Here is a 20,809-nt window from a genome sequence, read left to right as displayed (position 1 = left end):
CCACCTCGCTCCTCGTCGCTCCTGCCGGTCCGCCACCGTGCGGAATCCGCCCGGTCTGCTCGGATCAACGCACCACCCACGCTGGCTATTCCCTGAGTACCGGTCATGCTGGGGCCCGGCGCCGGGAAAATCTGCAAGACTAGTGCCGACAACGTCGCCTCAACCAGTTGGAGGAAGAATGTCTGCCATCCGCGTGCTCGCCCGCCCGCTGCTCGCATCCAGTTTCGTGTATGCCGGATACGAGCGCCTCACCAAGCCGCAGGAGACCGCCGACAACCTCCGCGGCAGCCTGAAGAAGATCGCGTCGAAGTGCCCGCAGGTCCGTTCGCTCGCCGACCGGCCGGAGACCGTGGCCCGCCTGCTCGGTGGCGTGCAGCTGGTGGCCGGCCTCTTCTACGCGCTCGGCCGCTCCCCGCGCCTGTCCGCCACAGCCCTGGTGGTCTCGTCCCTCATCGGTGCCGCCGACGACTACAAGGACCTCTCCGTCGCCGACAAGCTGAAGACCGCCTCGCTGTCCGGCGGAGTCCTGCTCGCCGCGGCCGACACGAGCGGTGCCCCCTCCGTCGCGTGGCGCGCCCAGCACCTCGGCCGCAGCGCCCGCAAGGATCTCACCAAGGCCGGTCAGAAGGCCTCCCGCACCGTCCGCCGCAGCGCCAAGAGCGCCGCCAAGACCGCCGAGGGCATTCTTGAGCACTGACGCGCACCGATCGCCCGGGCCCGGCGAGGCCGGAGCGGCCGGCTGGCCCGCACCCCGCGTCCGCTCCGGCGTCGACGCCACCGTCGTGGTCCCGGCGTCGAAATCCCTGACGAACCGCTACCTGCTCCTCGCAGCCATCGCCGACGGCCCCTCCCGCCTGCGCAAGCCGCTGCACTCCCGTGACTCGGTGCTGATGATCGCGGCGCTGCGCGCGCTCGGCGCGGGGATCGAGGAGATCGAGGGGTCCGGCCCGTACGGACCGGATCTGGCGGTCACCCCCATCGACTTCGCCCGCGAGACGCGCGGATCCGTCGCGGTCGACTGCGGCCTGGCGGGCACGGTCATGCGTTTCGTTCCGCCGCTGGCAGCGCTCACCGGGCTGCAGGCCACCTTCGACGGCGATCCGCACGCCCGCACCCGGCCGATGGGCCCCGTCGTCGACGCCCTGCGCCAGCTCGGCGTCGACGTGGACGACGACGGCCGCGGCTCGCTCCCCTTCACCGTCTCCGGCGGAGAGCTGGCCACGTCCTCGGCCGCCGAGCCCACGCGGGTGCGGATCGACGCCAGCCAGTCCTCCCAGTTCGTGAGCGCGCTCCTGCTCGTCGGCGCGCGCCTTCCCGGCGGTCTGGTGGTCGAGCACGTGGGCGAGTCCGTTCCCAGCCTCGACCACATCGGCATGACGGTCGAGGTCCTCCGCGAGAGCGGAGTGCACGTCGAATCCGCCGCGCCGTCGTCGTGGCGTGTGGCGCCCGGCCCCGTCCGCGCCCTCGACGTGGAGATCGAACCGGATCTGTCGAACGCGGGCCCCTTCCTGGCCGCCGCGCTCGCCACCGGCGGCACCGTCCGCGTCCCGGGCTGGCCCGAGAAGACCACGCAGGTCGGCGACCAGTGGCGCAGCATCCTCGCCCGGATGGGCGGCGAGGTGGAGTACGACGACGGCGTGCTCACCGTCCGCGGCACGGGCGCCGTCCACGGCGCGGACCTGGCCGACACGTCCGAGCTCGCACCCACCGTCGCCGCGCTCTGCGCCCTGGCCGACGGCCCCTCGCGGCTGTCCGGCATCGCGCACCTGCGCGGGCACGAGACCAACCGGCTCGAGGCCCTGGTCACGGAGATCAACCGCCTCGGCGGCGACGCGGAGGAGACCGAGGACGGCCTGGTCATCCGGCCGCGACCGCTCTCGGGCGCGCTCGTGCGCAGCTATGCGGACCACCGCATGGCGACGTTCGCCGCGATCCTCGGCCTCGCCGTGGACGGGGTGCTCGTCGAGGACATCGCCGCCACCGGCAAGACGATGCCCGAGTTCCCCGACCTGTGGACCGGCCTGGCGGCGACAGCGGACCGATCCGCCGCGGCCGCCCCGGTCAGTACGGCGCCGGCCCAGGGCGCCTGATGGGGCGCCGCCACGAGGACTGGGACGAGTCCTCGGTCCGGATCCGTCCCAACAAGCGGGGCACACGGCCACGCACCAAGGACCGTCCGGCCCACGCCGACGCGGTCCGCGGACGGATCATCACGGTCGACCGCGGCCGCTACACCGCGCTCGTCGACGAGGGCGGCCGGGAGGAGCGCCTCGTCGTCGCGGCCCGGGCCCGCGAGCTCAACCGGCGCCCCGTGGTCCCTGGCGACTTCGTCGGCCTCGTCGGCGACACCTCCGGCCAGCCCGACGCGCTCGCCCGGCTCGTGCGGATCGAGGAGCGCAGGACGGTGCTGCGCCGCAGCGCCGACGACACGGATCCGGTCGAACGCGTCGTCGTCGCCAACGCGGACCAGCTCGTCATCGTGGTGGCCGCCGCGAACCCGGAACCCCGCACGGGCTTCATCGACCGTGCCCTCGTCGCCGCCTACGATGCCGGGATCCACCCGGTTCTCTGCGTCACCAAGGCGGACGTCAGGGACCCGGCGGGCCTGCTGGCGAACTACACGCACCTCGATCTGGACATCGTGGTCAGCCGCAGCACCGCCGACGAGGCCAGCGGGGTCGATGCCCGCTCCGCCGAGGGCGCGTCCGCCCGCCTCGAGCGGCAGGCGCTCGAGAGCCTCCTCGCCCTGATGGACGGCCAGGTCAGTGTGGTCCTCGGCCACTCCGGGGTGGGGAAGTCGACCCTCGTGAACGCCCTCACCGGTGCCGAGCGGGCCACCGGCGGTGTCAACGCGGTGACCGGGCGCGGACGGCACACCTCGTCCTCGGCGCTCGCGCTGCGGATCCCGGACGCCAGCGCCGGCTCCTGGCTCATCGACACCCCCGGCATCCGCTCCTTCGGACTGGCCCTCGTGGAGCCGGACCGGATCCTCGAGGGGTTCGAGGATCTCCTGCCCGGCTCCCAGTCGTGCCCGCGCGGCTGCACGCACGCGGCGACCGAGCCCGGTTGCGGGCTCGATGCCTGGGTCGCCTCCGGGAACGCCGGCGACCGCGGCCCCGAGCGGCTCGCCTCCTACCGGCGCCTCATCGGCGCCGAGGACGCGGAGACGGTCAAGGAGCTCGGAACGGTCGAGTAGACGGCGTCGTCCGGCCGACGGCGCTCGCCCGGCCCGGTGTCAGCCGTCCGGTCATGCGGTGACCTGCGGCGACGGCCCTGCGGTAGGTTTGAATCCATGACCCGCGACGTGATGACGTACAACGACGACCTGCGCCTGGCCCATGTCATGGCCGACAACGTCGACTCGGTGACCATGGACCGCTTCAAGGCGCTCGACCTGTCGGTGGAGACGAAGCCGGACCTGACGCCGGTCACGGACGCCGACCGGGCCGCCGAGGAGGCCATCCGCGGCCAGCTGCGCCGCTCGCGTCCCCGCGACGCCGTGGTCGGCGAGGAGTTCGGGACCACCGGCCACGGACCGCGCCGCTGGATCGTCGACCCGATCGACGGCACCAAGAACTTCGTGCGCGGCGTCCCCGTCTGGGCGACGCTGATCGCGCTGATGGACGAGGACGAGCCGGTCGTCGGCGTCGTCTCCGCCCCGGCACTGGGCAAGCGCTGGTGGGCCGCCAAGGACATGGGCGCCTTCGCCGGCAAGTCCATGACCCGTGCCTCCCGCCTCCAGGTCTCCAAGGTCGGCCAGCTCTCGGATGCCTCGCTCTCCTACTCCAGCCTCACGGGCTGGAAGGAGCAGGACCGCCTGGACAGCATGCTCGAGCTGCACGACCAGGTCTGGCGTACCCGCGCCTACGGCGACTTCTGGTCCTACTGCCTGCTCGCCGAGGGAGCCGTCGACATCGCCACCGAGCCGGAGCTCGCGCTGCACGACATGGCGGCGCTCGTCCCGATCGTCCGCGAGGCCGGCGGACGCTTCACGTCGCTCGACGGCGTGGAGGGGTGCGACGGCGGCAACGCCCTGGCGACCAACGCGCTCCTCCACGACCAGGTACTCGGGATCCTCGCTCCCCGCTGAAGATCCGCGCCCCCGCTACCCCTCCCTCGAGCGACCGGCACCAGGTCTCCCCGCGTCACGGCCGCGGCCCGGATTGCGCGTGCGCGGGCCGGGGTGCACTATTGAGCCATGACGTTTTTAGGCATGGCTAAATCTGTCGCCGGCCCGCCGGGACCGCGCCCGCTGCCCGGGAGCCTGCGCGCGGGCGCCCTCCGGGCCGTGGTCCTGCCCCTGGCCCTCGCCGGGCTCGCCGCGCTGACCTCCTGCTCCGCACCCGATGCGACGGTGCCGTCGCACGGCTCCGCGACCGCCGGAGCACCCGCCGCCGACGGGCCCGTGGTGCTGACGACGTTCAGCGTCCTCGCCTCGCTGGTCCAGACGGTCGCCGGTGACCGGGTCGAGGTCATCTCGCTGACCAAGCCCGGCGTGGAGATCCACGGCTACGAGCCGACGCCGTCTGACCTGGTCCGGCTGGAGGAGGCCGACATGGTGCTGGACAACGGGCTGGGCCTCGAGCGCTGGTTCGAGCAGTTCACGGAGACGCTCGAGGCCGAGCGCGTGATCCTCTCGGCCGGCGTCGAGCCGATCGACATCGCCCAGGGCGAGTACTCCGGCCGTCCCAACCCCCACGCCTGGATGGCCCCCTCGGCGGCCGCCGTGTACGCCGACAACGCGGCCGAGGCACTCGCCCGGCTCAGTCCCCGGGACGCCGACTACTTCCGGGCGAACGCGGACCGGCTCAAGGGTGAGCTGGACGCCCTCGTCGCGGACGCCGCCGCCCGGCTGCCCGACGACGCCGCCCTGGTGACCTGCGAGGGCGCGTTCTCCTATCTGGCGCGAGACCTGGGCCTGCGCGAGCACTCGCTGTGGCCCGTCAACTCGGACGTCGAGGGGACCCCCCGGCAGATCGAGGCGCAGATCGACTTCGTCCGCACGCACGACGTGCCCGCCGTGTTCTGCGAGACCACCGTGGACGACGGAGCGCAGCGGCACGTGGCCGAGGCGACGGGCGCGGAGCTCGCCGGCCCGCTCTACGTCGATTCCATCTCGCCCCCGGGCGGCCCCGTTCCGGATTTCGTCTCGCTGCTGCGCCACGACCTCGAGCTCATCACCGACGCCCTCGGAACGGAGGCCCGCCCGTGACCACCACCGCCATCGAGGTGCGCGGCGTCAGCGTGCACTACGGGAGCGTCCGCGCACTCGACGACGTCGACTTCGCCCTGCCGGCCGGCGAGCTCTGCGGGCTCATCGGCGTCAACGGCAGCGGCAAGTCCACGCTGTTCAAGGCCCTCATGGGTCTGGTGTCCCCCACCGCCGGTGCCGTCTCCCTCTTCGGGCGCGGCCCGACGTCGGCCCGCAAATCGGGCCTCATCACCTACGTGCCCCAGGCGGAGGACGTGGACTGGACGTTCCCCGTCAGCGTGCACGACGTCGTCATGATGGGCCGCTACGGACGCATGGGGCGCTCACGCCGGCCCCGCCCCGGCGACCGCGATGCCGTCGCCGACGCACTCGCCCGGGTGGACCTGGCCGGGCTCGCCGACCGGCAGATCGGACAACTCTCCGGCGGGCAGCGCAAGCGGGCGTTCGTGGCGCGCGGCATCGCCCAGGGCGCGGAGCTACTCCTGCTGGACGAGCCGTTCGCCGGCGTCGACACGGCCTCGGAGCGGCTGATCATGGGCGAGCTCCGACGCCTCACCGACGAGGGACGGACCATCCTCATGTCCACGCACGATCTGGCGGGCGTGCCCGAGTACTGCTCGCGCGCCCTCCTGCTGCAGCAGCGCGTCGTCGCGTCCGGGACCCCGGCGGAGGTACTGACCGAGGCGAACCTGGCCCAGGCGTTCAGCGGACCGGGTCGGGCCGAGCGCCCGGCCCCGGGAAGCGACCGGACCCGAGCACCCGGGCCGGGCGGCGCCCCGGACCCGAACACCCCCAGGACGACGGAGGACACGCCATGATCGAGACCGTCTTCAACGCCCTCACCGAGCCGTTCTCCTACGGCTTCATGACCCATGCTCTCCTCGCAGCGCTGGCGGCCGCGCTCGTCTGCTCGGTCCTGTCCTGCTGGCTCGTCCTGATGGGCTGGTCCCTCATGGGCGACGCGATCTCCCACGCCGTGCTCCCCGGCGTCGCGCTCTCCTATCTGCTCGGCCTGCCCTTCGCCGTCGGGGCGCTGGCCTTCGGCCTCGGCTCCGTGCTCCTCATCGGCGGGCTGCGCTCCACCACCGACCTGAAGGCGGACACGGCGATCGGCGTCGTCTTCACCACGCTCTTCGCCCTCGGCCTGGCGATCGTCTCGAAGACCCCCAGCGAGGTGGACCTGGGCCACATCCTGTTCGGGAACGTCCTGGGCACGAGCACGGGCGAGCTCGTGCAGGTGGGCGTGCTCGGCGTCCTGACCCTCGCCGTCGTGCTCTACCTGCGCAAGGACCTGACCCTCATGGCGTTCGATCCCGTGCACGCGCACGCGATCGGGATCAACACGCGGGTCCTCCACTTCCTGCTCCTGGGCCTGCTCGCGCTGACCGTCGTCACGAGCCTGCAGGCCATGGGCATCATCCTCGTGGTCGCGATGCTCATCATCCCCGGCGCGACGGCGTTCCTGCTCACCCGCCGGTTCGGACGGATGCTGGTCTGGGCCGCCGGGCTCGGCGTGGCGTCCGCCGTGGCCGGCCTCTATGCGGCCTACTACGTCGACGTCTCCGCCAGCGCCGCGATCGTCCTGACCCAGGCGCTGGCCTTCGCGGTAGCGTATGTCGGAGCCCCCGAACAGGGCCTCATCCCCCGAGCCCGTGCCAGAAGGACCGCCGCGTGAACCCGACGCCCGAGAACCCGCCGCCCGAGAACCCGCCGCCCCCGGCCCCGGGGCCCGAGACGTCAGCGCCCGGGGCCGAGGCCCCGGCGAGCCCGGTCCCCCGCCTCAGCCCCAGCGAGGAGAACTACCTGAAGGTGGTCTACGCCCTGCGCGAGTGGGCGCCCGCCGACGTCACCACGGGGCGGCTGGCCACCGCTCTGGGCGTCGCGCCGGCCTCGGCGACGGCCATGGTGGGCAAGCTCGTCTCGCGGGGCTTCCTGGACCACCCGCCGTACGGCTCGGTGAACCTGACCCCGGAGGGACTCAGCGCGGCGCTCTCCGTGGTCCGCCGCCACCGCCTGATCGAGTCCTTCCTCGTGGAGCACCTCGGGTACTCGTGGGACGAGGTGCACGACGAGGCCGAGGTGCTCGAGCACACCGTCTCGCAGCGCTTCGTGGACCGGATCGACGCCCTGCTGGGCCATCCGACGGCCGACCCGCACGGCGATCCGATCCCCACCTCGCAGGGCGATCCGCGCCGGCAGGAGGCGGAGCGGCTGGACACGGTGACGGACGGCGAAGCGCTGGTGGTCCGCGTGAGCGACTCCAGCCCGGACATTCTGCGGGCCTGCGCCGACGCCGGCGCGGTTCCCGGCGCGACCCTGGACGTGGCGCCGGCCCGAACCGTGCTGCCGGAGGCCGCCGTCAGCTCCATCTGGGTGCGGCGGCTGGACGCGTGAGGCAGCCGTGACCGGCCGACCGGATTTCCGGTCCCTCCTGGCGGTAGGGGCCGGAGGGTTCGCGGGCACGCTCGCGCGCCTCGGCCTCTCCGTGGCATACGACGACGCCGCGCACCTGCCGTGGGGGACGCTCGCAGCCAATGCGGCCGGGTGCCTCGTGCTCGGCCTCCTGACCGGGTGGTGGCAGGCATCGGGCCGGATGGGCGAACGCTGGCGGTTGGCGCTCGGAGGCGGATTCCTCGGCTCCTTCACGACGTTCTCGGCCGTCGCGGTGATGCTCCCGGGCGTCCTGTCGCTGCCGGGCCGAACCCTCCCGGGGCCCTCCGTGCCGGACCCCGGCGTCATCGCCGGCGCCCTGGGCTGGACGCTGGGCATGGCGCTGGTCTGCTGCCTGCTGGCGGCGGCCGGTCTGGCCATCGGCAGCAGGCACGGCGCCGCGAGGAGCCATCCGACGATGCCGCATCCGGCCACGCCGGACCCGCACACACAGTCCCCTCACGAGCGGAGGCCGGAGCGATGACCCTCGGCGTCGTGATCGCCGTCGGACTGGGTGGGGCGGCTGGATCCGTCCTGCGGGTCTGGCTGGACGGCCGGCTCGCTCCCCCGCACCCGTTCCGCATTCCCCGCGGCACCCTCCTGGTGAACGTCCTCGGCTCGCTGGTGCTGGGCGCGGCCATCGGGGCATCCGGATCGCTCGGGCTGGGCCACGCGGTCCAGACGATGGTCGCGGCCGGGCTCTGCGGGGGCCTGAGCACCTACAGTTCCTTGGCCGTCGCCACCGCGTCACTGTGGCGGGAGGACCGCCGGTGGGCAGCGCTGCTGAACCTCTCGCTCAACGTGCTGCTCGGCTGGGGCGGCGCCGCCGTCGGCCTGACCGCGGCGGCCTGGATGACGTGGAGGCTCGCCGGGGGCTAGCGCGTCCGCGTCGCCCACCGGTCCTCGCTCACCGGTCCTAGCTCACCGGGCTGCGCGGCGTCCGGTCGCTCCGGTCCTGCGGGCCTGACGGCGTTCCCTGGCGCGGCTCCGGCTCGCCGCGATGTCGGCGTCCTGCGCGGCGAAGCCCCGACGGAGCCGCCAGTTCAGCACCGCCGAGAGGAGCACCAGGAGCACGAAGATCCAGCCGAGCGTGAGATATCCGAGCACGATCAGCACGATCGCACCGCCGAGGTAGAGCAGATGCGCGACCACGCCGCGCAACGGCCAGAGCAGCCGCCACTTCGATTGGGCGGAGAGGAAGACCGCGGTCACGACGAGCGCTGGGATCCCGGCGGCGAGGGTCGCCACCAGAGGGCTCAGCCCGGGGACGTCGATGGCCCAGAGGATCACCGAGCAGACGAACGCGACCTCGAGGACGAAGGATGCTGCGTTGGCTGCCTTCACGTTAGTTCGCCTCTCTGCCGGTCTGCTGAGTGCACGCCGCTGCTGCGGAGTTCGCCTCGGGGCGTCTCCAGTGGTCGGCGGCTTCACCATTCTAGGGCACGGCGCGGGCCCGCACAGATCACCGTTGCACCGCGACGAAACACGCTGCGACGTGGGGTTTCGGGCATGCGAAGGGCCCCGGGATCGAGGTGATCCCGGGGCCCTTCAGGGGTGGAGATGGCGGGAATTGAACCCGCGTCCGATGTGGTGTTGCCTGGTCTTCTCCGGGCGCAGTTTGCTGTGGGTTTTCTCTGCCCCATGAGCCGTCACGCAAACAAGCGGCTCGTCATCCCTGGGCACAGTCGCTGAAAAGTCCCGAGTGCACCAGCGACAAGTGCACTCAGCAGTGGCTATCTAATCGACGCCAGATTCAGGGGCGATAGCAACCTCTGGCTGACGGACTGTCTGGCTGCTTAGGCAGCGAGAGCGAAGTCAGTGCGCTTAGATTCGGCACTTATTGTTTTGCAGAGAGCGTTTACGAGATAACTCTGCATCCTCGGCCCGCTTCTCCCGACGCGACTCACACCGTCGAAACCGATCATCCCCGTATTCTGTTGTCAACGACGGCGAACCGTCGGCGACCTCCGCGGCCGGAACCGCAGACCTTCAGTGTAACGCCCTCGACGCCGGTTTCATTCCCGGCCCCGACAGCTTCGGTGCACCGCTGAGCGGCACCCATTAACGATAGGCCACCCGCGAGCGCCTGTCGACCCGGGCCTCCCTCCGCGCCGGGCGGGGCCATCGGTCGGCGTCAGGCGCTGCGCCGGTTGCGCTCGCGCATCGCGCGCAGCGCCTCGCGGTTGTCCTGCTTCTCCCGCAGCGTCTGCCGCTTGTCGAACTCGCGCTTGCCGCGTGCGACCGCGATCTCGAGCTTGACCCGGCCGTCCTTGAAGTAGAGCTGCAGCGGAACGATCGTGTTGCCGGCATCGCCGAGCTGGCGCTGGATCTTCGTGAGCTCCTGGCGGTGGAGCAGCAGCTTCCGCCGGCGCCGCGCCGTGTGATTGGTCCAGGAGCCGTTGAGGTACTCCGGGATGTAGATCTGCTCGATATAGAGCTCGTCGCGGTAGAACTGCGCGAAACCGTCGACGAGCGAGGCCTTGCCCTCGCGCAGCGACTTCACCTCGGTGCCCGTCAGCACCATGCCGGCCTCGTAGGTGTCGAGCACCTCGAAGTCGTGACGTGCCTTGCGGTTGCTCGCGATGACCCTGTTGCTGGGATCCTTGGCCTCCGTCTTCTTGCCCACGGAACCTCCCTTCGTCGTCGTACTCAACCCCATGGCAGAACCTCCATCCTACGGCAGACCCGCGAACGCGAGCGGTCCGCGGCGGGATGCGCCGCGGACCGCTCCGAGCCGCCTCCGGCGGCACTCACCCGAGGATCAGAGCAGACCCATCGGGTTGACGGCCTTGCCGTTGAGGATGGTCTCGAAGTGCAGGTGGCAGCCGGTCGAGTTGCCGGTGGTCCCGACGTAGCCGATGACCTGACCGCGCGAGACGTTCTGGCCTTCGCTGACCGCCTGCGAGGCGAGGTGGTGGTAGTTGGTGGCCAGGGCGTTGCCCCGGACCACGCCGTGGTTCAGCGTCACCTTGTTGCCCGAGCTGCCTCCCCAGCCGGAGAACCAGACCTCGCCGTCGGCGGCCGCGTACACGGGCCGGCCGCAGGCACCGCCGACGCCCCAGTCGAGGCCCGCGTGCATGTAGCCGCCGGCTCCGCCGTAGTCGATGGTGCCCGCCGGCGTGGGACGCCAGCCGAAGCCGGACGTGATGTAGGCGCCGGCCGGGGCCGGGGACTGCAGGCCCCACGAGCTGGTGCTGGCGCTCGAGCTGCCGCCGCCGCTGCTCTGCCCACCGCCGCCGCTGCTCGACGACGGCGCGCCTCCCCCGGCCTCGTCGGCAGCCTTGCGGGCCGCCTCGGCCTCGCGCTGCTTGCGCTCGGCTTCCTCCTTCGCGGCGGCGTCCGCGCGCGCCCGGGCGCGCTCGGCGGCCTGCCGAGCCTCCTCGGCCTTGCGCTTGGCCTCTGCCTCGGCCTTGCGTCGGGCCTCCTCGGCCTCCCGGCGGAGGCGCTCCTGACGCTCGGCGATGTCGGCGACGACCTGCTCGTGCTCCGCCTGGTGGGCCTGGATCTGCTCCTGGATCTGCGGCTTCTTCGCCTCCAGCTCCTCGCTCAGCGCGGCCGCCTTGCTGATGAGCGAGTCGACCTCCCGCTTCTGCGCGGCCGCCGCGTCGCGGGCCTGCTGCTCGCGGACCAGGGCGGCGTCGGCCTCGGCCTTGAGCTCCTTGATCTCCTGCTCGACGGCGGCCAGGCGCGCCTCGGCGTTGCGCTCGGTGGCCGCGCGCTGCGTGAGGTCGGTCAGGGCGGCATTCTGGCTGCGGAGCGCCTGCCCGGCCAGGTCGAGGCCGTTGGCGAGGTCGCCGCCCTCGCCCGCACCGAGGATCAGGCTGAGGTCGGTGGAGACGCCGCCGCGCTTGTACGCCGACGTCGCGATCTGTCCGATCATCTCGCGGGTCTCGGCGATCTTCGCCTCGTCCTCCTCGAGCTGGCGGTTGAGGTCGTCGCGCGTCTGCTCTGCGGCGGCCACGCGTCCGGCCAGGGCCGCGACCTCGTTGCTCGCGGTCTGGACGCGTCCCTCGGCGTCAGCAAGTGCCTGCTGCGCGGCCGGCAGCTGCGACTGGTACTCCTGCAGCTTCGCCGCGGTCTCCTGGATGTCTGCGTCGAGGAACTCCAGGTCCGTCTGCAGCCCGTCGATCTGCTGCTCGATCTCCTGCTTCTTGTCGTCGAGGTCGTCGGCGCGAGCAGTCGCACCGAGACTCAGGACCAGCATCGCCGCCACTGCGCTGCTGAGGACGGCCCGAGGCCAGGTGCAGCTCTGTCGCTGTGCCAAGAAGTATCCTTCCGGTCGGCGCTCCCCGGTTCGCGGAGCACGCGGTGGTGATGCAGGTGTTGTCACGGAATGACAACGGTCAAACCTTAAGGTACCGCCTCAAAGTTAACATTGACGAGACCCCGGCGAGAACCACGCCCAGGGCGACGAGGCCGGGAGCGATGATCCAGACGTCGGAACTCGAGATGAACGCCGTGTCCGGATACTCCTTGGCGAGCTTGCCCTCGATGAAGAACTGGCCCACGGCCCACAGCGCACCCGTGGCGAGCGCGGCACCGATGAGGGCCGCGATGACCCCCTCCAGGATGAACGGCAGCTGGATCACCAGCTTCGAGGCGCCCACCAGGCGCATGATGCCGGTCTCCCGCCGTCGACTGAAGGCCGAGAGCCTGATGGTCGTCGCGATCAGCAGGACCGCGCAGACGATCATGATGCCGGCGATGCTCAGCGAGACGAACGAGGCGACCGTCATGATGGAGAAGATCTGCTCCAGCAGTTCGCGCTGATCCACCACCACGTCGACACCGGGCATCGAGGAGAACAGCTCGTTGATGACCTCGTACTTCTCCGGGTCGACGAGTCGGATGCGGTAGGACTCCGGCAGCTGGTCCGCGGTCACGGTGTCCACGATCGGCGAGTTCTCGAACTGCTCGCGGAAGTGGCCGAGCGCCTGGTCCTTGGACTCGTAGACGTAGCTCTCGATGTACTGCGCGACGGCCGGCGACTCCATCATCGCCTCGATATCGGCCCGTTGCTCCTCGGTGACCGCGCCGTCCGCGCAGGTCTCGCTGCCGTAGTTCTCGCCGCAGAGGAAGATCGCGACTTGGACACGGTCGTACCAGTAACCCTTCATCTGGCCGATCTGCTGCTGGAGCATGGCCGCGCCGCCGACGAAGGTCAACGAGACGAAGGTGACCAGCACGACCGAGACGACCATGGAGAGGTTGCGGCGGAGACCGGTGCCGATCTCGCCCAGAATGAATGCGAGCCTCACAGCTCGTCCTCCTCGGAGTCGAAGGGGGCGATGGCCTGCCCGCCGGCAGCGGGGGCGATGCCCTTGGCCGGGCGTAGCTCGCGGGTGCCGTCGGCGTTGACGATCGGGATCATGGCCGTGTACTCACCGGCGCTCTCGTCGCGGACGACGCTGCCGTTGTCCAGCTCGACGACCCGGCGGCGCATGCTGTTGACGATGTCGTCGTCGTGCGTGGCCATGACGACGGTGGTGCCGTTCTGGTTGATCCGGTCGAGGATGTTCATGATGCCGACGCTGGTGGCCGGGTCGAGGTTGCCCGTCGGCTCGTCGGCCAGGAGGATGCCCGGCTTGTTCACGATGGCCCGGGCGATCGCCACGCGCTGCTGCTCGCCGCCGGAGAGCTCGTGCGGCAGCCGCCGCTCCTTGCCCTCGAGCCCGACGAGCTTGAGGACCTCGGGCACCGTCTCGCGAATGGCGTGGCGCTTGCGCCCGATCACCTGCATGGCGAAGGCGACGTTGCCGAAGACGTCCTTGTTCGGCAGGAGGCGGAAGTCCTGGAAGACGACGCCGATGCCACGCCGCAGCCGGGGCACGCGCCAGGACGGCACGGAAGCGACGTTCTTGCCGGCCACGTAGACATTGCCGGTGGTGGCGCGATCCTCGCGGAGGATCAGGCGCAGGAACGTCGACTTCCCGGATCCGGATGGACCCACGAGGAAGGCGAAGTCCCCGCGGTCGATCTCGAGGTCGACGTCGTTGAGTGCGGGGCGCGACTTCTGGTCGTAGACCTTCGTGACGCTCTCGAATCGAATCATGTCGGTTCCGCCCGCGCAGACCACCGGTTTCGATCATGGGCGCGGGACTTTTGCTGGGAGAAGTGACAGCACCGGCACCTCGCACTCTAGTCGTCGACGGGGACGCGCCCCCGCAGGACCTCCTGCGTGTCGTTATTGAGCCGTGATCACAGGGCTCGCGCGCCGCTCAACCGGTCGTGAGCGGCGCACCGGTCGCGGCGACGACGTCCTCGACGCTCACCCCGGGAGCCGTCTCGACCAGCCGCAGCCCGTCGTCGGTCACGTCGATGACCGCCAGGTCGGTGATGATGCGGTCCACCACCCCGCGCCCCGTGAGCGGCAGCGTGCACTCGGGCAGGATCTTGGGGGTTCCGTCCTTGGCGACGTGCTCCATGAGCACGATCACGCGGGCGGCACCGTGGACGAGGTCCATGGCTCCCCCCGGGCCCTTGACCATCTTCCCCGGGATCATCCAGTTGGCCAGGTCGCCGGCGACGGAGACCTGCATGGCGCCCAGGATGGCCGCGTCGATCTTCCCCCCGCGGATCATGGCGAAGCTGGTGGCCGAATCGAAGAAGCTGGCCCCCGGCTTGACCGTGACGGTCTCCTTGCCGGCGTTGATGAGGTCCGGGTCCACCTCGTCCTCCTGCGGGTAGGGACCGACGCCGAGGATCCCGTTCTCCGACTGGAGCACCACGGTCACGTCGTCGGGCACGTGGTTCGGCACGAGCGTCGGCAGTCCGATGCCGAGGTTGACGTAGTCGCCGTCGTTGAGCTCCCGGGCGGCGCGCTGCGCCATCTGATCGCGTGTCAGTCCCATCTCAGACCTCCCCCTCCGCCGCGCGGACGGTCCGCTTCTCGATCCGCTTCTCGATGTCCGGCCCGACCTCGACGATGCGGTGGACGTAGACCCCGGGCAGGTGCACCTGGTCGGGGTCGATCTCGCCCGGCTCGACGAGCTCCTCCACCTGGGCAATGCACACCCGTCCGGCCATCGCCGCGGGCGGGGCGAACTGGCGCGTGGCCTTGTTGAACACGAGGTTGCCGTGACGGTCCCCGCGCAGCGCGTGCACCAGGGAGAAGTCGGTGACGATCGACTCCTCGAGCACGTACTCGTTCTCGACTCCCCCGGGCGCGAAGGTGCGCACCTCCTTCGGCGAGGAGGCCTGCACGACGTTCCCGTCGGCGTCGTACCGCTGGGGCAGGCCGCCCTCGGCGACGAGGGTCCCGACGCCGGTACGGGTGAAGAAGGCGGCGATGCCGGAGCCTCCGGCGCGGAGCTTCTCGGCCAGCGTGCCCTGGGGCGTGAGCTCGAGCTCGAGCTCGCCCGAGAGGTATCGGCGGGCGAACTCCTTGTTCTCCCCCACGTACGAGGAGGTCATCTTCCGGATCCGTCCCGCGGCGAGCAGGAGGCCCAGACCCCAGCCGTCGACACCGCAGTTGTTGGAGACCACGGAGAGGTCGGTGGCGCCGGATTCCAGCAGCGCCTCGATAAGCGCCATGGGATTGCCGGAGAGCCCGAACCCGCCGACGGCGAGGGTGGCGCCGTCCGGGATGTCGGCCACCGCCTCGTCGGCGCTGCTGAAGGTCTTGTCGATGGCCATGGGTCCTCCCGCGACGGTGTCGGCGACCGGTCCGGCCGCCTGCCCCGATCCTAGCCCCCGGAGTGGGCTGGGTCACTAGAGGGAGTTAATGAGCGCTTACTCGGCGTTGGTGCGCTGACCTGCCCGCCAGCGGATGCCGGCGTCGATGAAGTCGTCGATCTCGCCATCGAAGACGGCGCCGGTGTTGCCGACCTCGTGGTCGGTGCGCAGGTCCTTGACCATCTGGTACGGGTTGAGGACGTAGGAGCGCATCTGGTCGCCCCACGACGCCTTGACGTCGCCGGCGAGTTCCTTCTTCTTGGCGTCCTGCTCCTGCTTCTTCACGAGCAGGAGCCGGGACTGCAGGACGCGCAGCGCGGCGGCGCGGTTCTGCAGCTGCGACTTCTCGTTCTGCATGGAGACCACGATCCCGGTCGGGATATGCGTCAGGCGCACCGCCGAGTCGGTGGTGTTCACGGACTGCCCGCCGGGCCCGGACGAGCGGAAGACGTCCACCTTGATCTCGTTCTCGGGGATCTCGATCGAGTCGGTCTGCTCGATGAGCGGGATGACCTCGACCGCGGCGAACGACGTCTGGCGGCGGCCCTGGTTGTCGAAGGGCGAGATGCGCACCAGCCGGTGCGTGCCCGCCTCCACCGAGAGCGTGCCGAAGGCGTACGGTGCGTTGACCTCGAAGGTGGCGGACTTCAGGCCGGCCTCCTCCGCGTAGGAGGTGTCCATGACGGTGGTCTGGTAGCCCTTGCGCTCGGCCCAGCGGAGGTACATGCGCATCAGCATCTCGGCGAAGTCCGCGGCGTCGACGCCGCCGGCGCCGGCGCGGATGGTGACCACGGCGGCGCGCTCGTCGTACTCGCCGGAGAGCAGGGTGACGACCTCGAGTTCGGAGAGCGCTCGCTTGAGCGCAGTGAGCTCGTTGCCGGCCTCAGTCAGGGTGTCGGCGTCGTCCTCCTCGGCGGCGAGCTGCACCATCACCTCGAGGTCGTCAATGCGGCTGCCGATCTCGCGGACGCGCTTGAGCTCGTGCTGGCGGTGGGAGAGCTCGGAGGTGATCTTCTGCGCGGCGGCGGGATCGTCCCAGAGGTCCGGCACGCCGGCCGCCTCGGAGAGGCGTGCGACGTCGGCCTCCAGCTTCTCGACGTCGATCACCTGCTCGACGTTGGCGTAGGTGGCGCGGAGCGCGCGGATCTCCTCGGAAAAATCAATTGAAGCCATGGTGACCCAAGCCTACGCGATCGAGCACCGGCCGCGGCCGCCGCTCACCGCGACGGCGCACCGGCAGACGCGGACGCCTCGCCCTGGCCGGGCGGAGTTCAGCGGGCCAGAGGCGCCGCGCGGGACGCAACGGGGGCGCCTCGCGCCGGGGAGAGCCTGGCCGCCACGGCGAGCGTCGCGAGGCCCCACAGCAGCCAGCTGCCGTAGACCACGGCGCCGAGGGCCGGCCCCTCGGCCGTGGCCGTCGTGAGCGTGGCGTTCACACCGCAGGCCCCCAGCCCCACGAGCATCAGGCCCCCGGTCGCGGCCGCCGGGTGCGCCCAGGTCGGCGCGGGTGCGTCCCACCACCGCAGGGCGACCACCGTGGCCGCTCCGCCGAGCAACGCGAGGGCGACCGGTACGGCGTAGGCCGCGTCGACCCGGTGGCTCACACCGTGCGGCGTGAGCCAGTCCAGCCCGACGAGCCAGAGGGTCTTCAGCACCGGATAGGCCAGGGCGGCGCACAGTCCGGCGAGGGCCACCCAGCGGGGTGTCTGGAGCGGGCGGCCGTTCCCGCTCCGCAACGGGTCGCAGAGCGCCCACGCCGCCCAGAGAGTGAGGGCGGCGCCGACAGAGCCGACGAGGGCCAGCCAGTCGACCGGCAACGGGATCGCCCCCAGCACCCGCAGCGCATGGAACACGCCCGCCATGGTCGGGGGCAGGAGGAAGACCGTCGCGGCGATACACCAGAGCCTGCGGCGCCGGGTCGCGGCCACGCACATCAAGGCGAGCAACGCGCCGACGAGCGGCGCCCACACCGGCGAGATGCGGTCCGCGTAGGCCGCCTGACCCTGCACCGCGAGGGCGATCCCGGCCGCGGCGGTCAGCACAGCACACGGGGCGAGCGCCCGCCCGCTCCAGCCAGTGAACAGTGATCGGCGCACAGCCGCCTCCTTCGTCGCGCTTATTGGAGACTACTCTCTAGAGAGGCCTCTCGCCAGAGGGCTAGCATGGAGGGATGCCGGCAGCGAAGTTCTCCCACGACGGGATCCTGGACGCGGCGGCGCGCGAGGTCCTGGAGCACGGGACGGAGGTGAAGGTCGGCGCCATCGCCCGCCGGCTCGGCGCGCCCAGTGGCTCCATCTACCACCGATTCCCTTCCCGGGACGAGCTCCTCGTGCAGCTGTGGCTGCGCAGCGTCCGCCGCTTCCACGAGCACTATCTCGCTGCCGGCGGCGACCCCGACCCGCAGCGCGCCCTGCTGGGGATGGCCGTCTCCGTCCCTAGTTTCACGCGCGAGCACCAGTCCGACGCCGCCGCCATGACGCTGTTCCGCCAGTCCCGTCTGGCGGAGACCGCGCCGGTGTCCTGCCGGGCGGAGGTGGAGCAGGTGAACGTCGACGTCCACCGCCGGCTGACCGAACTCGCCGAAGCGCGCTATCCCCGGCGGACGCAGCGGCACCAGACCCTGGTCCGGATGGCTGCGATCGAGGGGCCCTACGGGCTGGTCCGGCCCTATGTCCGCAGCTCCGTTCCGGAGTGGCTGGATGAGGTCGTCGAGGCCAGTTCGCGCGGCATCCTGGCTCTCGGCGACTGACGGACGGGTCCTGCTTCTCCTCCGGTCGCCGACGAGCACCCCGTGGGAGCGAGCCTACTGCCGCATCGCGGTCCGTGCGTCGCCAGAGACGTGAATCGGTATCTGCCAGGGCGTGATCCAGCCGACGATCGGCGGTCGGACTGTCGCGGTGAGACGGACGAACGCCGTCGTCCCGTCGGCCGAGGCCCGCGCCGAATCCAGCCGAAGCCCCGTGAAGCGCCCCTCGGCGTTGATGGTGGCGAGGAAGGCGCTTGAGCGCGCCCTGACGGTCCCGTCGGTGAGACCGACGCTGATCCCGTTCGATGTCGTCGTCGCTCCGTTGGCTGCGGCGTCGGCTGTACTGTCCGCGACCGACTGCAGCCTCCGGGCCTCCAGATTGACCGACGTCGCAGCGAGCATCGCGGCGAGAGCCAGCAGCGCAATCATGACGTATCCGATGATCAGCACGGTCGTCTGCCCGTCCTCGCCCTCGCATCGGCGCCGTCGGCGGGCGTCGGACGCGGGGCGGCCTGCCCGCGGGTGGTGACAACCCATCACAGCGTCCCGAACACGCGCGTCGACTCCGCACTGACCGACCCGACGGAGGTCTGGACCCCCGGCGGAAGCAGCGGGAGCGGGACTGGAACGCGCACGGTGACCGTCACCGATCCGTCGCGACTCATGCACCCGTCATGGCATCGGTACGTCATCTCGGCTCCGTCCGTTCCAAGGTCCATGTTCGCCACGGCCCGTTGGACGGCGTCGTTCGCTCTCGCTGCTCCCGCGGATTCACCGGGCGCCATCGCGAAGACCTGGGCTCCGTGGTCCGCGGCCGCGACTGCGGCGTAACTGGCCGCCTGCAACTGACCGGCTGCCAGGACGACGTAGACGAGCGGTACCAGCAGCAGCACCCCCAGCATCGTGAACTCGACGATGGCGGATCCAGCCTCGTCGCTCCAGACGACTCCGCCTCTTGAGCGCGGCGCCATCCGAGTCCCTGGGGGCGCGGTACGGGGCTCCTGGGACAGGGAGAGTTCAGTCATAGCGCAGCGCCTCCGCCTCGACGCTCATGCGGCCCGCGACCGGCAGAAATCCGACGAGTGGCACGTGGGTCTCCACCGTGATCTCCAGTCCTTGCAGGTCTCCGCGACTGATGCTCCGCGCCGTCACGTGCTCGGCGAAAACCGGCGACAGCGAATCGCTGACGATTTCTCGCGTCCTGGCGACTCCATCAGAGGGACTCCGATCTGCCAGTGTGCCGTAGCGCGCCCCAGCAGCAGCAGCGTCCATGATCGTATTCCGCACATGGAGCAACAGTGTCAGCTGGAGGACAGAGAGGAAGACGGCCGTCAGCAGCGCGACCACCATGACGAACTCCGCGACGGCCGTGCCTCGCTCGGATTCGCTGCCCGACGTGGGCACCTGCCACTTCCGGATCCTGTCCATCGTCGTTCCTCGCAACGGGTGGTTGGGCGGCGACGGCGCATCGCCCCGTGCCCGGTCACCAGTCAGCCCAGGCCGGAGACGCGGTCGATGGCCTGCTGGAACAGAGCGCTCAGACGCGGCCCGGCGATGGCGAGCAGCGCGGCGACAAGGACGGCGGACATCAACGTGATCATCACCCAGCCCGGCACGTCGCCACGCTCGTCGCGGCGTGCACGCTCAGCCAGCATGAGGACTGCGCTCATTGTCGCCAGCAGCAAGCGGTGGCCGATTTCCATGCTTTTTCCGGGGTTCTTCCTCATGTGTTGTCTCCTCTTGATGAGCGGGGCAAGTGAAATTAGCGGTCAAGACAGGTTCAGGGCGGGCCGGGCGGGGTGCCTACACGCGTCATAGGCTGAGGTCGATCAAGGACAGGCCGGGGAAAACGGCGAACGCGACCGTCAACGGGAGCACTCCGAAGACGACGGGCACCAGCATGCCGATCTCCTTCTTGCCCGCCGTCTCCATGAGCTCGCGTTTGGCGGCGTCGCGGACGTCCTGCGCCTGGGCGCGCACTACATCCGCGATCGGCGTGCCGCGTTCGATGGCCACGGTCAGCGCATCGACGAACCGGCCCATCGCGGCGAGATCGACGCGACGCGACATGGCTCGCAGGGCGAAGGAGAGCGTCTGTCCTGAGCGCAGACCCGAGAGCGTCAGCTTGAACTCGTCCGCAAGGTCGCCCTCCGCCGTGCGCGCGATCCGTTCGATCGCTCCCGTGGTGCTCTCGCCCGCTGCGACCGCGAGCGCGAACAACTCGGCGATCGCAGGGAACTGGCTCAGGATGCGTCGACGGCGGCGTTGCACCTGTTCTCCGAGGAACCATTCGCGCAGAACGTAGCCGCCCACCGTCCCGACCAGGATCAGGACACCGGCAACGAACCAGTTGACGGTACCGAGCCCCGCCGCCAGGACGGACCAAACGACAGTGGCCGCAAATCCGCCGGCTGCCCAGACGAGTTGGGATGCCCTGAAGTCTGTGGGCGTCATCCGCAGTCCGGCCTGTCCGAGGCGGTCCTCCAGATTCCGTCCGACCGGATTGACCCGGTTCACCCAGACCAGAAGATCGCGCAGGAGTGGCGCGAAGATCGTAGCCAGCGGACCGAAGGCAGAGGGCTCCCCCGCGTCTTCGAGCAGACGGGCTTCCGGACGTCCGGTGCGGAGCTGGGGTGCTACGCGGTCCGCGAAACGCGTCGCTCGCATAGCAGGACTGCGGATCACGACGAGCCAGGCTCCGGAGCCGAAGGCAAGACCCACCGCGACCGCCCAGGCGGTCATAGCGC

General features: G+C 70.8%; 25 protein-coding genes and 1 other RNA gene. 11 read left to right on the top strand and 15 right to left on the bottom strand.

Features of this window, described 5'->3' with window-relative positions; all coding sequences use genetic code 11:
* Positions 1-178: 178 nt before the first annotated feature.
* The 10 genes from RIN46_RS12510 to RIN46_RS12465 all read left to right on the top strand — a co-directional run bounded on the left by RIN46_RS12510 (position 179) and on the right by RIN46_RS12465 (position 8,521).
* Positions 179-697 carry a DoxX family membrane protein gene (locus RIN46_RS12510; RefSeq protein ID WP_309082062.1) on the top strand — a complete coding sequence of 173 codons (519 nt, stop codon included), beginning with the start codon at positions 179-181 and terminating at the stop codon, positions 695-697.
* Positions 687-2,090, top strand: coding sequence for a 3-phosphoshikimate 1-carboxyvinyltransferase (aroA, locus tag RIN46_RS12505; RefSeq protein ID WP_309082061.1), 1,404 nt, complete (start codon positions 687-689; stop codon positions 2,088-2,090). The genes RIN46_RS12510 and aroA overlap by 11 nt, the downstream gene beginning before the upstream one ends.
* Positions 2,090-3,196 (top strand): ribosome small subunit-dependent GTPase A, encoded by a 1,107-nt coding sequence (locus tag RIN46_RS12500; RefSeq protein WP_309082060.1) that lies wholly within the window; start codon positions 2,090-2,092, stop codon positions 3,194-3,196. The genes aroA and RIN46_RS12500 overlap by 1 nt, the downstream gene beginning before the upstream one ends.
* Positions 3,197-3,292: 96 nt before the next feature.
* Positions 3,293-4,090, top strand: coding sequence for a histidinol-phosphatase (hisN, locus tag RIN46_RS12495; protein ID WP_309082059.1), 798 nt, complete (start codon positions 3,293-3,295; stop codon positions 4,088-4,090).
* A 123-nt stretch (positions 4,091-4,213) separates the two neighbouring features.
* On the top strand, positions 4,214-5,212 hold the full coding sequence (locus RIN46_RS12490) for a metal ABC transporter solute-binding protein, Zn/Mn family (RefSeq protein WP_309082058.1): 999 nt from the start codon (positions 4,214-4,216) through the stop codon (positions 5,210-5,212).
* Positions 5,209-6,030, top strand: coding sequence for a metal ABC transporter ATP-binding protein (locus RIN46_RS12485; RefSeq protein WP_309082057.1), 822 nt, complete (start codon positions 5,209-5,211; stop codon positions 6,028-6,030). The genes RIN46_RS12490 and RIN46_RS12485 overlap by 4 nt, the downstream gene beginning before the upstream one ends.
* On the top strand, positions 6,027-6,887 hold the full coding sequence (locus RIN46_RS12480; RefSeq protein WP_309082056.1) for a metal ABC transporter permease: 861 nt from the start codon (positions 6,027-6,029) through the stop codon (positions 6,885-6,887). Before RIN46_RS12485 ends, RIN46_RS12480 begins: the two co-directional genes overlap by 4 nt.
* The gene (locus tag RIN46_RS12475) at positions 6,884-7,606 is read left to right on the top strand and encodes a metal-dependent transcriptional regulator (RefSeq protein WP_309082055.1); all 723 of its coding nucleotides are present in this window, start codon (positions 6,884-6,886) and stop codon (positions 7,604-7,606) included. The genes RIN46_RS12480 and RIN46_RS12475 overlap by 4 nt, the downstream gene beginning before the upstream one ends.
* Positions 7,607-7,613: 7 nt before the next feature.
* A complete protein-coding gene (locus RIN46_RS12470) occupies positions 7,614-8,126 on the top strand; it encodes a CrcB family protein (RefSeq protein WP_309082054.1) in 513 nt (170 codons plus the stop codon).
* Positions 8,123-8,521: a CrcB family protein gene (locus tag RIN46_RS12465; RefSeq protein ID WP_309082053.1), complete on the top strand. Its 399-nt coding sequence runs from the start codon at positions 8,123-8,125 to the stop codon at positions 8,519-8,521. The genes RIN46_RS12470 and RIN46_RS12465 overlap by 4 nt, the downstream gene beginning before the upstream one ends.
* Positions 8,522-8,563: 42 nt before the next feature.
* Here the strand turns inward: RIN46_RS12465 and RIN46_RS12460 are convergent, their stop codons facing one another.
* The 10 genes from RIN46_RS12460 to RIN46_RS12415 form a co-directional block, all read right to left on the bottom strand.
* Positions 8,564-8,986 carry a DUF2568 domain-containing protein gene (locus RIN46_RS12460; protein ID WP_309082052.1) on the bottom strand — a complete coding sequence of 141 codons (423 nt, stop codon included), beginning with the start codon at positions 8,984-8,986 and terminating at the stop codon, positions 8,564-8,566.
* Positions 8,987-9,194: 208 nt separating this feature from the next.
* Positions 9,195-9,571: a transfer-messenger RNA gene (gene ssrA / locus RIN46_RS12455) on the bottom strand.
* 205 nt (positions 9,572-9,776) lie between these two features.
* Entirely contained in the window at positions 9,777-10,268 is a 492-nt protein-coding gene (gene smpB, locus RIN46_RS12450; protein WP_309082051.1) for an SsrA-binding protein SmpB, read from the bottom strand.
* 135 nt (positions 10,269-10,403) lie between these two features.
* Positions 10,404-11,906, bottom strand: a complete 1,503-nt coding sequence (locus tag RIN46_RS12445; RefSeq protein WP_309082050.1) for a peptidoglycan DD-metalloendopeptidase family protein — start codon at positions 11,904-11,906, stop codon at positions 10,404-10,406.
* Between the two features lie 79 nt (positions 11,907-11,985).
* Complete coding sequence (ftsX, locus tag RIN46_RS12440) at positions 11,986-12,900, bottom strand: permease-like cell division protein FtsX (protein WP_309082049.1); 915 nt, start codon at positions 12,898-12,900, stop codon at positions 11,986-11,988.
* Positions 12,897-13,694: a cell division ATP-binding protein FtsE gene (ftsE, locus tag RIN46_RS12435; RefSeq protein WP_309082048.1), complete on the bottom strand. Its 798-nt coding sequence runs from the start codon at positions 13,692-13,694 to the stop codon at positions 12,897-12,899. Before ftsE ends, ftsX begins: the two co-directional genes overlap by 4 nt.
* Before the next feature lie 166 nt (positions 13,695-13,860).
* Positions 13,861-14,493 (bottom strand): CoA transferase subunit B, encoded by a 633-nt coding sequence (locus RIN46_RS12430; RefSeq protein WP_309082047.1) that lies wholly within the window; start codon positions 14,491-14,493, stop codon positions 13,861-13,863.
* Between the two features lies 1 nt (position 14,494).
* Positions 14,495-15,277 (bottom strand): CoA transferase subunit A, encoded by a 783-nt coding sequence (locus RIN46_RS12425; RefSeq protein ID WP_309082046.1) that lies wholly within the window; start codon positions 15,275-15,277, stop codon positions 14,495-14,497.
* Positions 15,278-15,373: 96 nt separating this feature from the next.
* Positions 15,374-16,489: a peptide chain release factor 2 gene (prfB, locus tag RIN46_RS12420; RefSeq protein WP_309082045.1), complete on the bottom strand. Its 1,116-nt coding sequence runs from the start codon at positions 16,487-16,489 to the stop codon at positions 15,374-15,376.
* 98 nt (positions 16,490-16,587) lie between these two features.
* On the bottom strand, positions 16,588-17,412 hold the full coding sequence (locus RIN46_RS12415) for a hypothetical protein (protein WP_309082044.1): 825 nt from the start codon (positions 17,410-17,412) through the stop codon (positions 16,588-16,590).
* A gap of 74 nt (positions 17,413-17,486) precedes the next feature.
* Here RIN46_RS12415 and RIN46_RS12410 point away from each other — a divergent pair, with 74 nt between their 5' ends.
* Complete coding sequence (locus RIN46_RS12410; RefSeq protein ID WP_309082043.1) at positions 17,487-18,065, top strand: TetR/AcrR family transcriptional regulator; 579 nt, start codon at positions 17,487-17,489, stop codon at positions 18,063-18,065.
* A 54-nt stretch (positions 18,066-18,119) separates the two neighbouring features.
* Here RIN46_RS12410 and RIN46_RS12405 read toward each other — a convergent pair whose 3' ends face one another.
* The 5 genes from RIN46_RS12405 to RIN46_RS12385 form a co-directional block, all read right to left on the bottom strand.
* Positions 18,120-18,512, bottom strand: a complete 393-nt coding sequence (locus tag RIN46_RS12405) for a hypothetical protein (RefSeq protein WP_309082042.1) — start codon at positions 18,510-18,512, stop codon at positions 18,120-18,122.
* A gap of 86 nt (positions 18,513-18,598) precedes the next feature.
* On the bottom strand, positions 18,599-19,087 hold the full coding sequence (locus RIN46_RS12400) for a hypothetical protein (protein ID WP_309082041.1): 489 nt from the start codon (positions 19,085-19,087) through the stop codon (positions 18,599-18,601).
* On the bottom strand, positions 19,080-19,490 hold the full coding sequence (locus RIN46_RS12395) for a TadE/TadG family type IV pilus assembly protein (protein WP_309082040.1): 411 nt from the start codon (positions 19,488-19,490) through the stop codon (positions 19,080-19,082). Before RIN46_RS12395 ends, RIN46_RS12400 begins: the two co-directional genes overlap by 8 nt.
* Before the next feature lie 62 nt (positions 19,491-19,552).
* Positions 19,553-19,732: a hypothetical protein gene (locus RIN46_RS12390; RefSeq protein ID WP_309082128.1), complete on the bottom strand. Its 180-nt coding sequence runs from the start codon at positions 19,730-19,732 to the stop codon at positions 19,553-19,555.
* Between the two features lie 142 nt (positions 19,733-19,874).
* The gene (locus RIN46_RS12385; RefSeq protein ID WP_309082039.1) at positions 19,875-20,804 is read right to left on the bottom strand and encodes a type II secretion system F family protein; all 930 of its coding nucleotides are present in this window, start codon (positions 20,802-20,804) and stop codon (positions 19,875-19,877) included.
* Positions 20,805-20,809: the final 5 nt, after the last annotated feature.

The organism is Zhihengliuella sp. (assembly GCF_031178195.1).
Classification (GTDB): Bacteria; Actinomycetota; Actinomycetes; order Actinomycetales; family Micrococcaceae; genus Zhihengliuella.
The sequence above is the reverse complement of the archived record's forward strand: the minus strand, read 5'-3'. Positions and strand labels throughout refer to the sequence as shown.